This window comes from Nocardia sp. NPDC055053, from assembly GCF_053608285.1.
Genome location: NZ_JBSGVD010000003.1, coordinates 143,975 through 161,954, shown reverse-complemented (window position 1 = coordinate 161,954; position 17,980 = coordinate 143,975). Strand labels below are relative to the sequence as shown.

Sequence of the window (17,980 nt, the reverse complement as noted above, 5' to 3'; positions counted from 1 at the left end):
ACCCCGATGACGGAACGCTGTACGGTTGCCTGAGTTACGGCAGGTGCAGCTGGCGGGACGGTTCCGCGACCGGAGAGGACTCGGATTCCATGTCGAACGATGTCGCAGGCAGGTCCGACGGTCCGGACGCGACCGGCAAGATGGTAGCGGAACAGTCGCCAGGAAAATACCGGCTGGACCGATTCGTCTTCAGCGCCACCGCGATCGGCGCCCTGGCCTTCGTCGCCTGGGGTGTTCTCGACGACGAGAGCCTCGCCTCGGCCGCCGGATCCGCGCAGAAGTGGGTCATCACCAACACCGGCTGGTTGTTCGTCCTGGTGGCGACGGCCTTCGTCGTCTATGTGATCTGGCTGGCGGTCAGCAGATACGGGCGGATCCCGCTCGGCGCCGACGACGAGAAACCTGAATTCCGCACCGTGTCCTGGATCGCGATGATGTTCAGCGCGGGCATGGGCATCGGGCTGATGTTCTGGGGTGTGGCGGAACCGTTGTCGCACTTCGTGAGTCCGCCACCGCACACCGCCGAGCCTGGCACCCCTGCCGCCGCCGAGGTCGCGATGGCGACCACGCTGTTCCACTGGACCCTGCACCCGTGGGCGATCTACGCCGTCGCCGGTCTGGCCATCGCGTACGGCACCTTCCGGAAAGGCCGCTCGCAGTTGATCTCCGCGGTGTTCCAGCCGCTGCTCGGCCGGCACGCCGAGGGCATCGGCGGCCGCGCCATCGACATGATGGCGATCTTCGCGACGCTGTTCGGTTCGGCCGCCTCCCTCGGCCTCGGCGCCCTGCAGATCGGCGCGGGCATGGAGTTCAACGGCTGGATCGACGGCATCGGCAAAATCGGCCTGGTGGCGATCATCTCGGGTTTGACGGTCGCCTTCGTGGTGTCGGCGGTGTCCGGCGTGGAGCGCGGTATCCAGTGGTTGTCGAACATCAATATGGTGCTGGCACTGGCGATCGCGGCGTTCGTCTTCGTCGCCGGGCCGACCCTGTTCGTGCTCAACATGATCCCGACCTCGATCGGCGACTACGTGGAGTTGCTGCCGACGATGGCTTCCCGCACCGGCGCCGGTGACGAGGCGATGCAGGGGTGGCTGTCGAGCTGGACGATCTTCTACTGGGCCTGGTGGATCTCGTGGACGCCGTTCGTCGGCATGTTCATCGCCCGGATCAGCCGCGGCCGCACCATCCGCCAGTTCGTCACCGGCGTGCTGCTCGTGCCGAGCGCGGTGAGTCTGCTGTGGTTCGCGGTCTTCGGCGGGGCAGGCATCGCCGAGCAGGCCGAAGACGGCGCCCTCACCGAGGCCGACGGCTCCGTCGACTCGGACTTCGCCCTGTTCCACCTGCTCGACCAGTACCCGATCACCTCGGTCACCACGGTGGTGGTGATGATCCTGGTCGGCATCTTCTTCGTCTCCGGCGCCGACGCGGCCTCCATCGTGATGGGCACCCTGTCCGAACGGGGCAGCATCGAACCATCCCGCCTGATCGTCATCTTCTGGGGCGCGGCCACCGGCGCGGTCGCCGCGATCATGCTGGTGATCGCCGACTCCGACAATCTCGGCGGCGCGCTGACCGGCCTGCAAGCGCTGACGACGGTGGTATCACTGCCGTTCCTGGTGGTGATGGCGGCCATGTGCGTCTCGCTGTACAAGGATCTGCGCGAGGACCCGCTCATCCTGCGCGCCGACCGCGGCATCGAGCTGGTCGAGATCGCCGTCGACAAGGGCACCGAACTCCACGAAGGCGACTTCGCGCTGGTCACCGAACCCACCGACGACGAGGCCGAACAACACCCCGACCGCGGCTAGCCCGCTGCCCCGACCCGCTCCAGCGCCGCCGAGAGGTCGGCACACGCCTGCCGCAGACGACTCCGCAACGCGTCGGCCGACTCGGCGATCGCGGCCTGCGCACGCACGTAATCGGCCCGCCCACTGGGCGTTTCGATGCGAACCGGCTCATAGCCGAACTCGCGCAAATCGTACGGACTAGCCCGCATATCGAGTTCGCGTGCGGTGCAGGCGAGCTCGAAGCAGTCGAGCAGCAGATCCGACGAGATCAGCGGCGCCAACTTGAACCCCCACTTGTACAAATCCATATTGGCGTGCAGGCAGCCAGGCTGCTCCCGCAGCACCTGATCGGCCCGAGTCAACGGTTCGGCATTCCGGCCGACCGCCTCGGGAGTGAAGAACCGAAACGCGTCGAAGTGCGTGCAACGCAACGACATCGACTCCACCACCGCATCGGTCCCCGCATGCCCGAGCCGCAACGGCACCTGCTGATGCCGGACATCATCGGTCCGATAGACCATCGCCCACTCATGAAGCCCGAAACACGACAACTGCGCCGGCCGCCGCGCCGTCGCACCCAGCAGCCTGCCCACGAACTCGACGGTGTCCCGCCGCTTCACCAGATAAGCCGGATCGGCGGTGAATACCGCACCCTCCACCCGGTGATACCCCCGCGCCCCGTCGTAGTCCCGCGCCTCGTCCAACCCGACCCCGAACCCGGGATGCCAGCGCCGCAACTGCGACGGCTTGTTGCCGTAGTAGGTGAACAGGAAATCGATCACCGGATGCGTGGTCCCCGCCGCCCGCCGCTCCAGATACGGCCCAACCAGCCGATCGAGCCGCTCCCGGTGCTCCTGCGCGCACGCCTGCCACTCGACCGCAGGCAATACCCGCAGGTCGAGAGCATGGTCCAGGTCGTAGTGTGCGCTCACCAGGCCATTCTCCCGCACCGGTCCGGGATGGCTGATTCGCCCCGGACCCGAGCTCAGAGCGGCGACTCCAGGAGGTATATGAGGCTCCAGAAACCCGACTTGTGCCTCGGGTTCGACACGAGTTCAGTGGGAAGGGCGTTCGCGTCACACCGTGGTTGTCCCACGGGCCGGCATGCGGGGGATCGGCGGCATCGAAACGGCCGGGTGAGCGGGTCGCGTGAGTCGACATGCGCTCGCACCTCCGCCGCCGGTGGTTTTCGCCTGCGCGCGGTCCAGTGCGCGAAAGATCCCGATGAATGGGATGCCCCGTATTTGATTCGGGGAAATAGCTGCTTCTGTGAGACGCGACACCCCAAGTTCCGATTCTTCGGCAACCTGAAGTGGCCTTCGCCACGATGAAAGGCATTCTCACCCATGCGAATCCGATCTCTTCGTTTGTCCATTGCGGTGATGGCGGCCGCGGTAGCGGCCACCACCGCTACCACCGGCGTCGCGTCCGCCGATATCGACTTGGGAAGCTCCGGCAGCAGCTCCGGCAGCAGTGGCGAAATGGTCATCACCCTGGTGCGCCATGCCGAGTCCCTCGGTAACACCTCCGGCCTGATCGACACCAAGGTGCCCGGACCCGACCTGACCTCACGCGGCCGGACACAGGCGGACAATCTGGCCATCCAGCTGGCCGACAAGAATTACGACTGCGCCTTCGCGTCCAACATGGTGCGTACCGAGCAGACCGCGGCACCGACCGTCGCCAAGCAGGACCTGAGCCTCGACATCCAGCCCGGTTTCCGGGAGATCGAGGCAGGCCAGTACGAGGGCACCCCGGAGGCCGAGGCGCTGTCCGGGTACCTACAGGCGCCGATCAAGTGGCTCTCCGGCGACCTGAACGCACGGATTCCAGGCTCCATCGACGGCAACGAGTTCGACGGCCGCGTCGATCAGGCACTGCTCGATGTGCAGCGCCGCGGCTGCGCCAACCCGGTGATCTTCTCGCACGGCGGCACCATCATGTTCTGGTCGATGATGAACGCCGACAACGCCGACAAGGGCAAACTCGGCACCGATCCGATGCGCAACGGCGGCCGCGTCGTCCTCAAGGGCAGCCCGCAGAAGGGCTGGACGATTGTCGAGTGGGTCGGCCACCCGGACCTGGGCTGATTCACCCTTCCGCGCCCCGGATGCCACCGACACAATCGATGGCACCGGGCGCGGTTGTCTCTCAGCCCAGGGTCCCCCAGTCCACCGCACCCGATGGGATCACCGTCGTCGAACTGGTCGCCCGCGGGAGGTTCCCGCACCAGCGACTGCTGCGCCAATGGTCACGCGCCGACGAAGGCGCTGTCGCCCGAGCACTCTCGGCCACCGTCACCGCGGACCTGTCGACCAGCCTGGTCGACGAACCTACGACCTACCTCGATATCGCCCACCAGATCGAGGTGCTCAACCTGCTGCACGAATTGCACCAGCAGGCCAGCGCCGTCGTCGCGGTCCTGCACGACCTCAATCGCGCCGCCCGCTAGTCCACCGACATCATTGCGATGAACGGCGGAGGATCAACGATGCGAGTGCCGTACGACCGCCAGCAGTGTGCGCGCGCCGATTATGTGGCGACTTCGCGCACCGGCCGGTGCGATGAAACCTGGCTCCGGAGTAGCCATCAGCCGAACAGATCGGGTCAGGTCTCCCGGCGGGCATCGACTCGCTGTCCAATCGCGATGATTGAATAGATCAGGCTCCCCACCAGCGCGATGAAGCCGACGACCAGCGATATCAAACCTTCGTTCTGATTGGCCGACCGCTGCTCGGCGTAGCTGCGCTCACGCACCGAGGAGCCGTCGATTTCCTGGCAGCGATCACCGCGGCTCATCTGCTGGTAGCCGCACGACACCCGGGTCTCGGTCAGTTTGTCGTAGCTGTTCGTGAAGCTGCCGATCGCGATCACCACACCGAACAGCACCCAGACCACAGCCCGCATCGGCCATCCCCCACAACACTCGCTCCCGCCGATCGCGGGCTGACAGGAGATTAGCAGCGGCTGTGGGCATGATGGACCAAAGGTCGTGCTGCGGCGCCGCGGACCAGAAGATCTGCGGCTCAGAACGTCCGCATCTGCCGATGAGCGGATGTCAACCGGCGAACTTCGCGACGGCCTGCGTGGTGACCGGGGTGAAGAGGTTGATCAGGTTGCCGTCGGGATCGCGAAACAGCAACGACCGGTTCCCCCACGGCATCGTCGTGGGCTCCTTGACGAAATCCTCGACCGTATCCCGCAACCGCCGGTAGTCGGCATCGACGTCGGGGACCAGGAATTCGATGATCGCGGTGTGGTTGTCGGCTGGGTGCGCGCTGCCCGCAGCGAACAGCGCCACGGTGCGGGTGCTTCCGATCGCGAGGGTGCCGGCCGGTGTGACGATTTCGGCGAAATCCGGTGTAGCCCAGTTGGCTTCGACGCCGGTCACGTGCTGATAGAAGCTGACCAGCCGCTGGATGTCGTCAGTGATCAGACGGATCGAGACGAGCTTCATTGTGTGCTCCTGCTGTCGGATGAGGCGGAGGTTCCACCGCCGCACGCCACGGTAGAGCCGATACCGGACAGTTTCCGCCCGGTATGGATGCGAGAATTTCCCGATGACGCGCCCCACCGCCCGAGTGCTGGCCCTGCTCGAGCTGTTGCAGACCGGCGGTACTCATACCGTCGGCGAACTCGCCGGACGGCTCGGCGTCGATGAACGCACCGTCAGGCGATACGTCACCCATCTCATCGACCTGGATATCCCGGTCCGATCTGAGCGGGGCCGCTACGGGGGATACCGGCTCGCTCCCGGATACCGAATGCCACCGCTGATGCTGACCGACGACGAGGCGGTGGCCGTGTTACTCGGGCTCCTCACCAGCCGCGGCGCCGACCGGCCGACAGCGGCCGCCCGCGCAGCCGACAGCGCGACGGCCAAACTCCGCCGCGTCCTACCCCCACGCCTGACGGCCCGGCTGGACGCACTGATCAACACCGTCGAATTCACCGCCGACGCGCGCCCTGGAGTGGCTGTCGACACCGCCGTCCTGCTCCGGCTCGCCGAGGCCACCCGCGAGCACCGACCGGTCGCAATCGGGTACACCGACCGAAACGGGCGGTCCAGCCAGCGGACCGTGCACCCCTACGGGCTCGTCGACCACTCCGGCCGGTGGTATCTGACAGGGATGGACAGCAACAGCGACGAACTACGCCAGTTCCGGCTGGACCGCATCACCGCGGTGAGCACACAGCCCGGAACGTTCGCTCCGCCCACCGGATTCGAGCCGGCCGCTCATCTGCTGTCCGCATTGGCCGACGCGCCCTATCGGCACGAGGTATCGATCCGAGTCCAGGGCACACTCACCCAGGTCCGCCCGCTGCTCCCCGCGACGATCGCGACCGTGCACGAGATCGACTCGCAGCCCGCTGACACCAACCCGTGGGTCCGGATCCGAATCCGCGCCGAACAACTCGACTGGATTCCCGCCCTCCTCGCCGGCCTGAACCGCCCCTTCATCATCGAGCACCCCGACACACTCAACGACGCCGTACGCGCCCTGGCCCGCCGACTCACCGCTGCCGCCGACGGCCGGTACCAAACCCATAGCTAGCAGCCCGGACGCTCGGTAATGCCGCCTATCGCGCGGTCGTGCACGTCCGCTTCTGCCGAGCTTCGTGCACCTCGGCGTGTATGCGGCGAGGCCGGATCGATTCGGCAAGGTGCCGTCGGGCAACAGTCCTCATCGGGAACTGGTTGCAGACAGGCGAATTTCGGCGCGATCGCATCGAAGAAGGGGGAATGGTCGCCAGCCTGGGCATCCTGGACTCCACACCTGATTTCCGCAAGATTCCTTGCAGGACGCATAGTAGTGATCAGACATGGGAAGGGGCAGAGTTGCGCATCGGGGTTTCCGGACCGCATGGAACCGGCAAGACGACCTTGGTCGAAGAGCTCTGTGCGCGACTGGAGGGCGGGCACACGGCAATCCGGGAACCGTACGTACTACTCGAAGACGAAGGATACGAATTCGCGTATCCGCCCGTGGCCGCGGACTATTGGGCGCAGTTGCGCTGCGCGATGCGCCTGCTCGGTGATCCCGCACCCGCTGTGGTGTACGACAGGACACCGCTCGATTTCCTCGCATATCTGGCAGCCATCGGCGTCGATGCGGAAGCGGGGATCGACGAAACCGCCCTACGCACCGCACTGGCCTCCCTCGATCTGCTGGTGATCGTTCCCATCACTGCTGAGACCGAACGTGTACTACCCACACCGGAACTGACCGGGCTCCGGCACAGCGTGAATGATGCTCTGCTGGAACTGGTTTACGTCGACGACATGCAGTTACTCGAAGGAGTGCCCATCCTCGAGCTGGCCTGCCCGCTTGACCAGCGCGGCCATGCGGTTCTGAAGGCACTGACGTACTGATCTGCCGGTAGGCGCCGAACGAGCGTCGATACCGTGCAAGCGTTCGACGATCGGTGATGACGAAGGGGGCGTATACGCCCGTGGTGCGGCGATTCTGGATCGAATTCGATCGAGGCCACGAGTCAGCCCTCTGGTGGATCGCGCCGTATGCCGGTGTCACCGGCTACGACGAGCAGGACTGTCTGGCAGTGGTGGCGGATGCGACCGCCACTCGACCGCAGGCAATGCCCGCAGGTCGAGAGCATGGTCCAGGCCGTAGGACGCGCTCACCAGGCCATTCTCCCGCACCGGTCTGCGCGGACCGATTCCGGCCCGGACAGTTGCTTTCGTGCATCGGCCACTCCACACACTATTTCGCACCGGTCGGGCCGGGGGTAGATTCAATGGGCGGCGGAGGCCGAGTTGCTTGTGTGGCCGTGGCCGCTACGGCGCGAAATAGCCGTTGTGGGAGGCACCGGGAGAAACATTCCGTGTGTCCAAGAAATCACGTCCATACTCTTGCGAGGTGCAATTTCCGATGACACCGGATGAACTCATGGAAGAGGCCTGCAGACTGGCAATAGAGTCGGTCGACAATGATTGGGGTGGACCGTTCGGCGCCGTCATCGCGAAGGACGGCGTGATCGTCGCGCGGGGGCAGAATCGGGTGCTACTCACCGGCGATGCCACCGCGCACGCCGAAATCGAATCCATCCGCAAGGCGACCCAGGTGGTCAATAGCGAAGCGCCGAGTATTGCCAAAGAACACCAGAACGAGTCGACGCTCGAATTGGTCCCGCGGCCTGCGGGATCCGCCGACAAGCTGCCGGAGCGCGCGAAGATGTTGATGGGGATGGAGATCTTCATCAGTGGCGCCCCCTGTCCCATGTGCATGAGCGCGATCTATTGGGCGCGTCTGGACGCCGTGCATTTCGCGAGCGATTTGGCGGACACCAGCGAAATCGGCTTCGACGACGCGTTTCAATATGAGGACTTCACGAGACCGTTGTCCGAGCGCCGGGTGAAAATCGAACAGTTCCGCAGGGATCTGGGCGCCGAAGCGTACAAGACCTGGGCCGAAAAACCCGATAAGCATCCGTACTGACATGTCGGCCGCGAAGGCTGGAGCGCCGCGGCCCGCCCCGGCGACGGTGGTCATCACCCAGCAGCTTCGAGCCGGTTGCGAGGCCGAGTTCCGGCGGTGGCAGACGGCGGTGAACGACGCCGCGGCGGAATTCCCGGGGTTCCTCGGTGCCGACGTCACACCGCCGGGCGACGCGCAGTGCGAGTGGTCGGTCGTGTACCGGTTCGATGACATCGTCAACCTGAAGCGCTGGCTCGGCAGCGAGACGCGGGCCGAGCTGCTCGCGAGCGGAACCGGGTTCTTCGAACGGCCGTCGACGCAGCATGTGCTGGTCGACGAGCCGGACGACGCGGGAGTGACCGTCGTCGTTTCGCATCCGGTGGCGGCGGGCCGGGAGTCGGAGTTCGTCGCCTGGCAGGACCGCGTGACCGAGGTCGAGCGGACATTTCGAGGCTTCCGCGGATCCGAGCTGCACCGGCCGATTCCCGGTGTTCAGAATGAGTGGACGATCATCTATTCGTTCGCGTCGGCCGGGGATCTCAACCGGTGGCTCGAATCGCCCCAGCGCAAGGAGCTGCTCGCGGAAGCCCCGGACTTCAGGGACTTCGAGGTGCACCGCATCGCCAACCCGTACGGGTCGTGGTTTCCGCCGAGCAAGACAGGCGAGGAAGAGGGTCCAGCGTCGTGGAAGACGGCGCTGTCGGTCCTGGTGGGGCTGTATCCGACGGTGGTGATCCTCACCCTGATCATCACCGAGATCTGGCCGGGCGGGCAGTTGTGGATCAGCTTGCTGATCGGGAACATCCTGTCGGTCAGCCTGCTGACCTGGGTGGTGATGCCGGTCGTCACCCGCGCGCTGGGATTCTGGATGCAACCGGGCCGCGATCCCCGCACCGACGTGATCGGCCTCGCCTGTTCGGTGGGTTTTCTGACGCTGGCCGCGGTGTTCTTCTACCTGGTGACGCGGGTGTTCTGGACGCTTCCGTGACGATGGACTCCGTCAGCCGCGATCAGGGCGTATCCAGCACACCTGCCGGGACCCCGTAGGGCAGAAAACGCACCCGACGCCGATCGTCGGTGTTGTCGCGATGCGCGCGCAGGGCCTCGAGCTCGTCCGGAAAGACCTGATCGACCCTGGCCTGGCCGTCGTCATCGAGGGTGTAGATCGCCCACACGCCGCTACCGGTCTCCCCGGCCGTCGCCGGCTCGGACTCCGCTGGACGTTGCCCTTGGACAAGCTGCCCGAGCAGCGACGTCAGCGAACCGACACCGACCTGATCGACGCGATCCAGATATCCACCGGCCTTCCCGACGAGATCGCGGAGCTCGTTTCCCGCCTCCCGTAGTGCACGTTCGAAATCTTCCGGGTCGATGCCGAAAGGCCCGTTGGTTGCCATCGCATGTCCTCCTGAGGACGAGGTGGGCGCTACGCCCTCAGTGTCCTCGCGAAACGACAGCTTCGCCACGATGCCCTCGTCGGGTCTCGACGCTCGCACGCCATCGTGTGGCCCCGCAGCTATCCGCCGGAGCGCGATCACCCGTCTGCCCGGCTTCCGCTCCCGTCGAGCGGCTGCGGGCGGCGGTCGTGCTCTTCGGCAGCGGTCAGCCACGCGTCTACATTCTTCAGCTCACCGCTCCGCGCCGCTCAGGCTCCCAGCGTTCGAGCGCTTCCAGAAGTCGCCGAATCACGGTCGGTGGTGCGACCTCCGTCGGGTGCGGTCGTTTCGTCTTGCGTGTTCGCTGCGGGAGCATCGCGGCCTCCTGGGTGGCTCCTCGGTTTCACTCCCGGCGGGGACAACTCAGTTCACCCGCCGGGAGCCCGGACACGCTCGCCCAGACCGACTCCGCCGTGGTCGATCACTTCATCGCGACCCGTGACCGGCTGTGGAAGGTGGCCGTTCCGTTCGGAGAGTTCACCAAGTGACCAACCCGGCAGATGCGCGGGAAGCTCTCGGGGCCAGGCTCCGGGAGCTTCGCCGCACCGCAGGCATCACCGGCCGCGCGCTTGCCGATCTCGCGGGGTGGGGTGAGTCGAAGGTCTCGAAGATCGAGAACGGCCGCCAGACACCGTCATCCGACGATGTGCGCGCCTACTGCGCCTCAACCGGCACCGCCGATCAGCTTGCCGACCTGCTGGCGACTCTGCACAACCTCGAATCTGCCTACACCGAGTGGCGCAAGGTGCTCGGCACCGGCACGCGCCGGCAGCAGAAGGCGAATATCCGCCTGGCTGAATCGGCCGAGATGATCCGGATCTATCAACCGCAGATCATCCCCGGCATCGTGCAAACAGCCGACTACGCGACCGCTGTCCTTCGCCGCTACGTCGAGTTCCATCGGACCCCCGACGACGTAGACCAGGGCGTCGCTGCCCGCATCGAGCGCCAGCAGCTCCTGTACCGCGGTCGGCGCAAGTTCCATATCCTCATAGCCGAGCAGGCGCTACACACCACAGTCGGTGACGACGCGGTCATGGTCGGACAACTGGACCGCCTCCTTGCCGTGGCGGGGCTGTCTCGGGTGTTACTTGGCGTCATCCCCGCAACTGCCGAGATACCGATCCAGGCAACAAATTTCGTCCTGTTCGATCAGCGGCTCGCGACGGTCGAAGCGATCACGGCGGAACTGCGGGTGACCCAGCCGCGCGAGATCCTGATCTACCTCCGCGCATTCGACGCACTCGCCCGCCAGGCCGCCACCGGAGACCGTGCTCGGCTGCTCATCCGTCGCGCGATCGAAACCCGCCGGAGCGGGGACACTGGCAGTTGGTGAGGTATGCGGGAGGGATGTTCGATGCGACCAGGTTGGGCGATGTCGATTGTTGCCGCGGGCCAAGCGTGCGTTGGTGTGGTCGTCGGTCTTGCGCTGGGTGTTCGGGCGTTGCCGTTCGGAGATTGGACGTGGAAGATGCTGGGCGGCGGCCGGGTTGTGGGTGACGGATCGGTCGGCTACTGGTCGATGTGGTTGATCATCGTCGTCGTGCCGCTCGGTGTCGGTGGTCTACTCGCGCTGTGGCGCAGGACGCGGTGGTTCGGGCTCGGTGTACTGGGATCATTCGCTGTCACGGGTGTTCCGGCGGTGCTGCTGTCGATGGTTTTTCATGTCGTAGGGCTACCGGTACCGACGCCCACGTGAACCGCTCATGCGCCTGCAGTCGCACCTGATTGCTGGTCGGCGCTGAAGACGCTGAGCTAGGGATTCCGGACGGGTCATTCTGTGAAGGGCGGCTGTCCGGCGGTGCACGTGGTGTCCGGTTCGGGGATCCGCAGGTCGATGAGGTAGCGCTCGCGGAGTGTGGTGGCGCATTCGCCGGTGGGTTCGTGGCCGTAGCCGTCGGTGATTTCCACCAGTCGCGCCGTACCCATTGCCTGCGCTGCGCGGCGGGCGGAGGTCAGAGGCGTCGCCGGGTCGAAGCGGTTGTTGATCAGCAGGGCGGGCACCGGCGACTGCTGGGTCCAGGGGCCGGTGAACCGCTGGGGGTAGCCGGTTTCGGGTGCGGGCCATGCGGCGCAGGGCTGTCGCAGGTAGAGCCAGAACGGTCCGTATACGGGGGCTCGTTCGGCGCTGTCCCGCGCGAGTTCCGGCCATCGGTGTGGTTGTCGGATGAAGGTGTTGTCGGCACAGGAGATCGCCACGAAGGAATCCAGGAAGTCGCCGGTCAGTCCGACGGCGGTCAGAATTTCGCGCACCACGCCGGGGTGGCCTGCCGTACCGAGCTCGAGTTCGGTCAGCACAGTGGCCAATGCCGGCCACCCTCGGGCAGGGCTGTACAGCAGCATGGCGTGCGCTTGGACGATCTCGCTGTGGGTCACCGACACCGACTCGCTGCCTTGCCCGACTTGGATCGGCGCCACCTTCGACCGGTCGAGGACAGCGGTGTCGCGCGCCCGAAGATCGGCGGCGCTCGACTCCGGCGAGCCCGCGAACGCGCAGTGTCGCGGTCCCGCCGCTGCGCACAGCCGGAGGAATTCGGCGAGCACCTCTTCGGTGCCCAGTGCCGTGTCGGCGATGTGCGAACGGGTGTCACCGGTGTAGGCGGCGGGATCGACGATCGAGGAAAGCTGCAGGGCGCGAACACGATCGGGGAACAACGAGCCGTAGACGATGCCCAGGTAGCTGGCGTAGGAGCTGCCTTCGTAGGTCAGCTTCGCGTCACCGACCGCGCGCCGGAGCAGATCGAGATCGCGGGCGGCGTCGACGGTTGTCAGGTGGGGGATCAGCTCGCCGCTGTTGGCCGCGCAACCGGCCGCGAATTGTCGACTGGCGTTCTCGGCGCTGTCTTGTTGCCGGTCGTCGATCGGTGGGATGGCGATGTTGCTCCAGAATTCGCTCTGGGCAGCCGAACTCGGGAAGCAGCGGACGGGGGCGCTTCGCCCGACTCCCCGCTGGTCGAAGGTGATCACGTCGAACTGCCGACTCAGCTCACCGGCGAACAGTTCGCCGTCGGCGGCCCAGTCGATTCCGGATCCACCCGGTCCACCCGCCGCGGTGAACAAGGTGCCGATCCGGCGCGTCGGGTCCGATGCAGGTTGCCGGACAACCGCGAGTTCGATGGTCGGTCCGTCGGGGCGGGTGTAGTCCAATGGCACAGGCACGCTCGCGCATTCGTATCGCCGCAGGGATTGCTCGGCACACGGCGTCCACGACACTCGGGGAGTGGGTACGGCATCGGCCTGCGAGACCAGTTCCACGACGCTATGGCCCGCGCCGGTCGGAGACTGGTCGATCGACATGCAGCCGCCGGTGACGAGGGTCAGCGCGGCGACGGCACCGCAGACGATCGATTTCGGAGTTGGCATACGAACAATGGTCGTGCCGGGCGTTCACGATGTCGTCCCCCATTCGGGGGATAGGAACCCTGAGATCGGTGGCCGCCCCAGTGGGCACTGGACACGCCGGTGTCCAGTCACCAGAACGCGGGTATCGGCGTCTCGTCCAGTGCGCTCCGTGCCATAGGTCACAGCGCCGTCCTGTCACACGACCTCCCCGGCGGGCGTCTTGTGTGCATCCATTACCCAGACAGGAGGCGGACATGAAGATTGTCGTAGTGGGGAGCGGTTACTCGGGGACGCTCGTCGCCAACCGTATCGATCGGAAGCTGAAGGATGCCGACATCACGGTGGTCAATCCGCGACCGGACTTCGTGGAGCGGGTGCGGCTGCACCAGCAGATCGCGGGCACCAGGGCCGTGAATACGCCGCTGACGGACATGTTGCGCGAGGGAATCACCGCGCGGATCGGCACCGTCGACAAGATCGGGGACGGCAGTGTGTCGCTCACCGACGGTGGGCGGATCGATTTCGACTACGCGTTCCTCGCCGTGGGCAGCACCGCCGCCCCGATGCCGGGGTCCATCCCGGTGGGCACCTGGGAAGGCGCGCAACAGGCACGGGTCGCGCTCGCGGCGCTCGCCCCGGGCAGCCGGGTCACCGTCGTCGGGGGCGGCCCTACCGGTATCGAAACCGCCGCCGAGATCGCCGAGGCCAGGCCGGATCTGAGCGTGCGACTGGTCGGCTCCGCGGTAGCCGGTGACCTCTCCGCCGGCGGGTACCGGCGCGTGCGCACCGGACTGGAACGGCTGACGGTCGCGATCGTCGACGACGAGGTTTCCGAAATCCATTCGGGTACAGGGCAGTTCGACGGCGTCGTCCAGCTGCGTTCGGGGCGGGAGCTGGCTTCCGACCTGACCCTGTGGGCGATCGTGTCGGAAGTACCGGATCTCGCCGCACGCAGCGGGCTCGAGATCGACCGGCGCGGCAGGGTGGTCGTCGACGAATTCCTGCGCAGCGTCGGTGACGAGCGCATCTTCGCCGTCGGCGACTGCGCCGCGGTCCCCGGGGCACGTTTCGCCTGCTACACCGCGCTGCCGCAGGCCATTCACGGCGCGGACAACCTGGCTCGCGTCATCAAGGGCCGCACACCGAAGGCGCACGCCTTCCCGTACTGGGCGCGTGGTGTGTGGCTCGGCAGCGGTAACGCGGTCGCCCAGTTGACGCACGCCGACGACTCCCTGCGGGACGCGTCCTTCGGCGGACGGTCCGCGGTGGTGCTCAAGGAATTGGCGACGGCCAGCGCGTTCGCCAGTGCTCGTGCCGGAAAGTCCGCGATCTGAGCGGCCGCTGTCAGGATTCGCGGGCGGCGATCGCGGCTTGGATTCGGCGTAGGGTGCGCAGGCCCTTCTTCGCGGCCACGCTCACCATGCCGTCGAAGACTGTCGAGCCGCGGTCGTGCGCCATCAGCCGTTCCAGCGTCGGCACGGCACGATCGTCGCCGGTCGAACCGAGAGCGACTGCCGCCCAGTACCGTTGGTCCGGGTCGGCGCTGTCGGCCGCCGCGCACAGCCTCGGGATGATGTCCGGGGTGAAGGTGGCCAGCGCGCTGGCGATATAGCCGATACGGAAATAGCGGCGGTTCTCGAATTCGTCCCAGAGTGCGGCCAGGGCGGCGTCGCCGCCGATGCGGCCGAGGGCCTCGGCGGCACGTTCGCGCATTCCGGGGATCGGGTCGCGCAGTATGGGCGTGAGCGCCGGGACGGCCGATTCGTCGCCGAGGGTGCCCAGCGCGATCACCGCTTGCTCGCGGGCGATCTGTTGTGGGTGGTCGAGCAGGGCGAGCAAGCCGGGAACCGCGTCGCGGACGCCGAGCGCCGCGCAGCCCATCGCGGCCCAGGCCTGGCAGTTGTACCGGGTGTCGGCCAGTGACGCGAGCAGCGGCGCCTTCAGGGTGTCGTCGCCGAAGACCGCGGCCCGGTTCAGCGCCCGGCTGTACAGCGACCGGTGGTAGGCGGGATAGTCGCGGACGAGCGCGCGCAGTGCTTCCTTGGCTGACGCGTCGCCTTCTTCAGCCCGCGCGAGCAGCAGCCGCAGATTTTCCTCGCGGGTCTCGAGGTCACCGTCTTTGAGGCATCGCGCGTCAGCTGGGTTCACCGGGCAACGGTACCTGGGGCCATACGCTCGTCTCCGGCAGCCACGTTCGGAGCAGCGTCAGCGGCCCCCGACTCGTGCCACCGCTCTGATCGGAGCTCCGTCCGCTCCACTGAGCCGGAGCGGGAACAAGGAAACCTCGATCGACTCGCCCGCGGACCGGGCGGCCAGCAGCCGGTCGAGGTTGGTGAGGTTCTCGGCGATCACCGCGTGCGCGCCGCACAGGATCCGGTGCGCGGGCAGGTCGAGATCCTCGGCTTCGGACAGGTCGATGCTGGGCGCATCGATGCCGACGGTCCGGATCCCCGCGTCCACCAGCAGCTGTGCGGCATCCGGGCTCAGGCACGGGTGGGCGAGATAGTCGTCGGTACCCCAGCGGGCGGACCATCCGGTGGCGATCAGCACGACCGAACCCGGGACGAGATCGATGTCGAACACCTCGATTCCGATCACACCTCGCGCCGGAACGGACCGCGCGTCCACGATCAGTGCGGGCCCGGTGAAGCGTTCGAGGGGCAGCTCGTCGAGCGTCGGCAGACTGTCGTCGAGATGGGCGGGCGCGTCGACATGGGTCCCTGTCTGCGATCCGAGATGAACGCCGAGCACGTTCACCCCGTCGGTCGCGACGCGAAGCGCCGGTTCCAGCAGGACTTCCGGATCGCCCGGGAACACCGGCATCCCCGTGTGGATCGGCAGGGTCAGGTCGATCAGGGTCATGTGGCGGGCTCGGGCGACGGAGGGGGCACCACGACCTCGCCATTGTCCGGCTCGTCGGCCTCCGGTCGTGGTGGTCCGGTGGCCGCGTCGATCTGCTCGCCGATGTAGCGGATGACGACCGCGATCATCGCGACGACCGGCACCGCGAGGAACGCGCCGGTGATGCCGTAGAGCGAGCCGCCCGCGGTGACGGAGAGCAACACGATGACGGCGTGCAGTTCCATGCTGCGGCTCTGCAAAACCGGTTGCAGCACATTGCCTTCCAGCTGCTGCACCGCGATGACGACGCCGAGCACGATCAGCGCGGTGGTGAATCCGTTGCCGACCAGCGCGACGAGGACGGCGAGCGCACCGGCGACGAAAGCGCCGACCATCGGGATGAATCCGCCGATGAAGGTGATCACCGTCAGCACCAGTGCCAGCGGAACATCGAGGATGAACAGCGCCGCGCCGATGCAGACCGCGTCGACCAGGCTGACGATCGCCTGGGTGCGGATGAATCCCCCCAGGGTCGCCCAGACCCGTTCCAGGACGGCTTCGACGTGGCGGCCGCTGCGGCTGCCGAACACCGTGTGCATCCAGGGCAGCAGGCGAACGCCGTCCTTGAGGAAGAAGAACACCAGCACCACCACCAGGAAAATGGTGATCAGGACCGATGTCGCGGTACTCACGCCGGTGAACACGCCGCTGGCGATCTGCGCGCCGCTGGACTGCAGGCGCGCGACGATCGCCTCGACCGCGGAATCGAGTTGCTCGTCGCGCACGCGCAGCGGCGGTCCCTGGATCCAGTCACGGACCTGGTTGACGCCCGCGGTGGCCTTGTCGGCGAGTTCGGGTGCCTGATCGGCCACCGAGGGCACGATCAGCGCGATGACCCCGGACAGAATCGCGAGGAATCCCACCAGGGTGATCGTCGCGGCCAGCGCGGGCGCCAGCTTGTGCTGGGTCAGCCAGCGGGTCGGCGGCCACAGGATCGTGGCCACCACGATCGCCAGCGCGACGGGCAGGATCACCACCCACAGCCGGGCGGTGATCGAACCGAGTACCCACGCTCCCGCCGCGATCGCGACGATGCACAGTGACCATTTGGCCACCCACAGGATCCCGCTTCCGATCACGTCCCCGCGATCACGCCACGACTTTCCGTTCCCGCTCACGCAGCCAGTCTGGCACGCTTGCCCGGAATGTCGCGCGACGTCGGCTAGTCGGGCTCGATACCCGCGGCGGCGATGCGCTCGACGCGGCGCGCGGTGGCGAGCAGTTCGTCGATGTAGCGCCGGCGCGCCTCGGCGGTGACTTCGGCACGGAGCGGGCCGATCTGGACTTCGAAGAGGGCGCGGCCGTCGGCGGCGAGGACGGGGGCGCTCAGGTATCCCAGCGACAGCGACACCGGGGAGTTCAGGTCGGCTTCGGTGTGGGCGCTGCCGGTGATGTCGCCGAGCAGACTCAGGACACGTCCGCGAAGTTCGTCGGCGGCGGGTCGGCCGGCGAGTAGATCGACGACATCGGCGAGGACACGCAGCGCGGTGAGCGCGCCGGGGCGCAGGCTCCAGGCGCAGCAGCCGGTGGTGCGAATCGTCGCCAGGACCGCACGGAACTCGGCGCGGCGCGCGGGATCACCGCGATCGAGCCAGCTGTTCTGGGTGGCGGTGGGAGCGTGGGCGATGAGGGTCGCGCCCGCGGGCGGGAGCAGCGGGATGCGGGTTCCGTTCTCGATGCCCGCGGGGATGAGGCCGTGGCCACCGACGACCGTCACGAAGACGAGGTCGTCCCCACTCAGTGCGGTGAGGGCGGCGCCGCAGCCGACCCGGGTGGCCAGGTGTTCGAGTTCCGCACCGATCGCCGCACCGTCGGCGACCACCGCGGGCGCGAGGAGCCCGACCCGGGCGAGGCCGGGGCCGAGCTGGTAGGTCAGGTCGGTGTGCCGCCGGACCCATCCGTGCCGGTCGAGGGTGGCCAGGATGGCGCCCACCGTCGACCGGCTCAGTTCGAGCGATTGGGCGATCTCGGCCGCCGAGAGCGCGGTGCCGCGGGCAGCGAGCAGCTCCACCACGGCGACGACCCGGCTGGTCGGCGGTGAATCATCCTGGGGGCGAGACGAATCGGATCGCAT

The 17,980-nt window shown here is 67.0% G+C and carries 18 protein-coding genes and 1 pseudogene; 10 read left to right on the top strand and 9 right to left on the bottom strand.

The features are described 5' to 3' along the window. Positions 1-89 precede the first annotated feature (89 nt). The gene (locus ACWF82_RS04555) at positions 90-1,811 is read left to right on the top strand and encodes a BCCT family transporter (RefSeq protein ID WP_452497946.1); all 1,722 of its coding nucleotides are present in this window, start codon (positions 90-92) and stop codon (positions 1,809-1,811) included. Here ACWF82_RS04555 and ACWF82_RS04550 read toward each other — a convergent pair. Then, complete coding sequence (locus ACWF82_RS04550) at positions 1,808-2,686, bottom strand: 3-methyladenine DNA glycosylase (protein WP_452498182.1); 879 nt, start codon at positions 2,684-2,686, stop codon at positions 1,808-1,810. The genes ACWF82_RS04555 and ACWF82_RS04550 overlap by 4 nt on opposite strands. A gap of 486 nt (positions 2,687-3,172) precedes the next feature. On the opposite strand from ACWF82_RS04550, the gene ACWF82_RS04545 reads away from it, so the two are divergent. Both ACWF82_RS04545 and fecE read left to right on the top strand, forming a co-directional pair. Next, positions 3,173-3,880 carry a histidine phosphatase family protein gene (locus ACWF82_RS04545; RefSeq protein ID WP_452497944.1) on the top strand — a complete coding sequence of 236 codons (708 nt, stop codon included), beginning with the start codon at positions 3,173-3,175 and terminating at the stop codon, positions 3,878-3,880. Positions 3,881-3,951: 71 nt separating this feature from the next. After that, positions 3,952-4,239: pseudogene (fecE, locus tag ACWF82_RS04540) on the top strand (Fe(3+) dicitrate ABC transporter ATP-binding protein FecE); the annotation flags it as partial. Positions 4,240-4,397: 158 nt separating this feature from the next. Here fecE and ACWF82_RS04535 read toward each other — a convergent pair. Both ACWF82_RS04535 and ACWF82_RS04530 read right to left on the bottom strand, forming a co-directional pair. Continuing rightward, on the bottom strand, positions 4,398-4,688 hold the full coding sequence (locus tag ACWF82_RS04535) for a hypothetical protein (protein WP_452497942.1): 291 nt from the start codon (positions 4,686-4,688) through the stop codon (positions 4,398-4,400). Between the two features lie 160 nt (positions 4,689-4,848). After that, the gene (locus tag ACWF82_RS04530) at positions 4,849-5,247 is read right to left on the bottom strand and encodes a VOC family protein (protein WP_452497940.1); all 399 of its coding nucleotides are present in this window, start codon (positions 5,245-5,247) and stop codon (positions 4,849-4,851) included. A 103-nt stretch (positions 5,248-5,350) separates the two neighbouring features. Here ACWF82_RS04530 and ACWF82_RS04525 point away from each other — a divergent pair, with 103 nt between their 5' ends. The 4 genes from ACWF82_RS04525 to ACWF82_RS04510 all read left to right on the top strand — a co-directional run bounded on the left by ACWF82_RS04525 (position 5,351) and on the right by ACWF82_RS04510 (position 9,215). Then, positions 5,351-6,346: a helix-turn-helix transcriptional regulator gene (locus ACWF82_RS04525; protein ID WP_452497938.1), complete on the top strand. Its 996-nt coding sequence runs from the start codon at positions 5,351-5,353 to the stop codon at positions 6,344-6,346. Positions 6,347-6,534: 188 nt separating this feature from the next. Then, a complete protein-coding gene (locus ACWF82_RS04520) occupies positions 6,535-7,164 on the top strand; it encodes an AAA family ATPase (protein ID WP_452497936.1) in 630 nt (209 codons plus the stop codon). Positions 7,165-7,669: 505 nt separating this feature from the next. Then, the gene (locus ACWF82_RS04515; RefSeq protein ID WP_452497934.1) at positions 7,670-8,248 is read left to right on the top strand and encodes a nucleoside deaminase; all 579 of its coding nucleotides are present in this window, start codon (positions 7,670-7,672) and stop codon (positions 8,246-8,248) included. 1 nt (position 8,249) lies between these two features. After that, a complete protein-coding gene (locus tag ACWF82_RS04510) occupies positions 8,250-9,215 on the top strand; it encodes an antibiotic biosynthesis monooxygenase (RefSeq protein ID WP_452497932.1) in 966 nt (321 codons plus the stop codon). A gap of 22 nt (positions 9,216-9,237) precedes the next feature. Here ACWF82_RS04510 and ACWF82_RS04505 read toward each other — a convergent pair whose 3' ends face one another. Further along, on the bottom strand, positions 9,238-9,624 hold the full coding sequence (locus ACWF82_RS04505; RefSeq protein WP_452498180.1) for a hypothetical protein: 387 nt from the start codon (positions 9,622-9,624) through the stop codon (positions 9,238-9,240). Positions 9,625-10,147: 523 nt separating this feature from the next. On the opposite strand from ACWF82_RS04505, the gene ACWF82_RS04500 reads away from it, so the two are divergent. Then, positions 10,148-10,999, top strand: coding sequence for a helix-turn-helix domain-containing protein (locus ACWF82_RS04500; protein ID WP_452497930.1), 852 nt, complete (start codon positions 10,148-10,150; stop codon positions 10,997-10,999). Between the two features lie 39 nt (positions 11,000-11,038). Next, positions 11,039-11,362: a hypothetical protein gene (locus ACWF82_RS04495; RefSeq protein ID WP_452497928.1), complete on the top strand. Its 324-nt coding sequence runs from the start codon at positions 11,039-11,041 to the stop codon at positions 11,360-11,362. Positions 11,363-11,436: 74 nt separating this feature from the next. Here ACWF82_RS04495 and ACWF82_RS04490 read toward each other — a convergent pair whose 3' ends face one another. After that, positions 11,437-13,026, bottom strand: coding sequence for an alpha/beta hydrolase (locus tag ACWF82_RS04490; protein ID WP_452497926.1), 1,590 nt, complete (start codon positions 13,024-13,026; stop codon positions 11,437-11,439). Between the two features lie 233 nt (positions 13,027-13,259). Here ACWF82_RS04490 and ACWF82_RS04485 point away from each other — a divergent pair, with 233 nt between their 5' ends. After that, on the top strand, positions 13,260-14,339 hold the full coding sequence (locus ACWF82_RS04485; protein WP_452497924.1) for an NAD(P)/FAD-dependent oxidoreductase: 1,080 nt from the start codon (positions 13,260-13,262) through the stop codon (positions 14,337-14,339). Positions 14,340-14,349: 10 nt separating this feature from the next. On the opposite strand, the gene ACWF82_RS04480 is transcribed toward ACWF82_RS04485, so the two are convergent. From ACWF82_RS04480 to ACWF82_RS04465, 4 genes are read right to left on the bottom strand one after another with little or no spacing between them, the layout of a single operon-like run. Then, a complete protein-coding gene (locus ACWF82_RS04480) occupies positions 14,350-15,153 on the bottom strand; it encodes a HEAT repeat domain-containing protein (protein ID WP_452497923.1) in 804 nt (267 codons plus the stop codon). 57 nt (positions 15,154-15,210) lie between these two features. Continuing rightward, a complete protein-coding gene (locus tag ACWF82_RS04475; RefSeq protein ID WP_452497921.1) occupies positions 15,211-15,867 on the bottom strand; it encodes a cyclase family protein in 657 nt (218 codons plus the stop codon). Then, entirely contained in the window at positions 15,864-17,024 is a 1,161-nt protein-coding gene (locus ACWF82_RS04470; protein WP_452497919.1) for an AI-2E family transporter, read from the bottom strand. The genes ACWF82_RS04475 and ACWF82_RS04470 overlap by 4 nt, the downstream gene beginning before the upstream one ends. Positions 17,025-17,068: 44 nt before the next feature. Continuing rightward, positions 17,069-17,980: a helix-turn-helix domain-containing protein gene (locus tag ACWF82_RS04465; RefSeq protein ID WP_452497917.1), complete on the bottom strand. Its 912-nt coding sequence runs from the start codon at positions 17,978-17,980 to the stop codon at positions 17,069-17,071.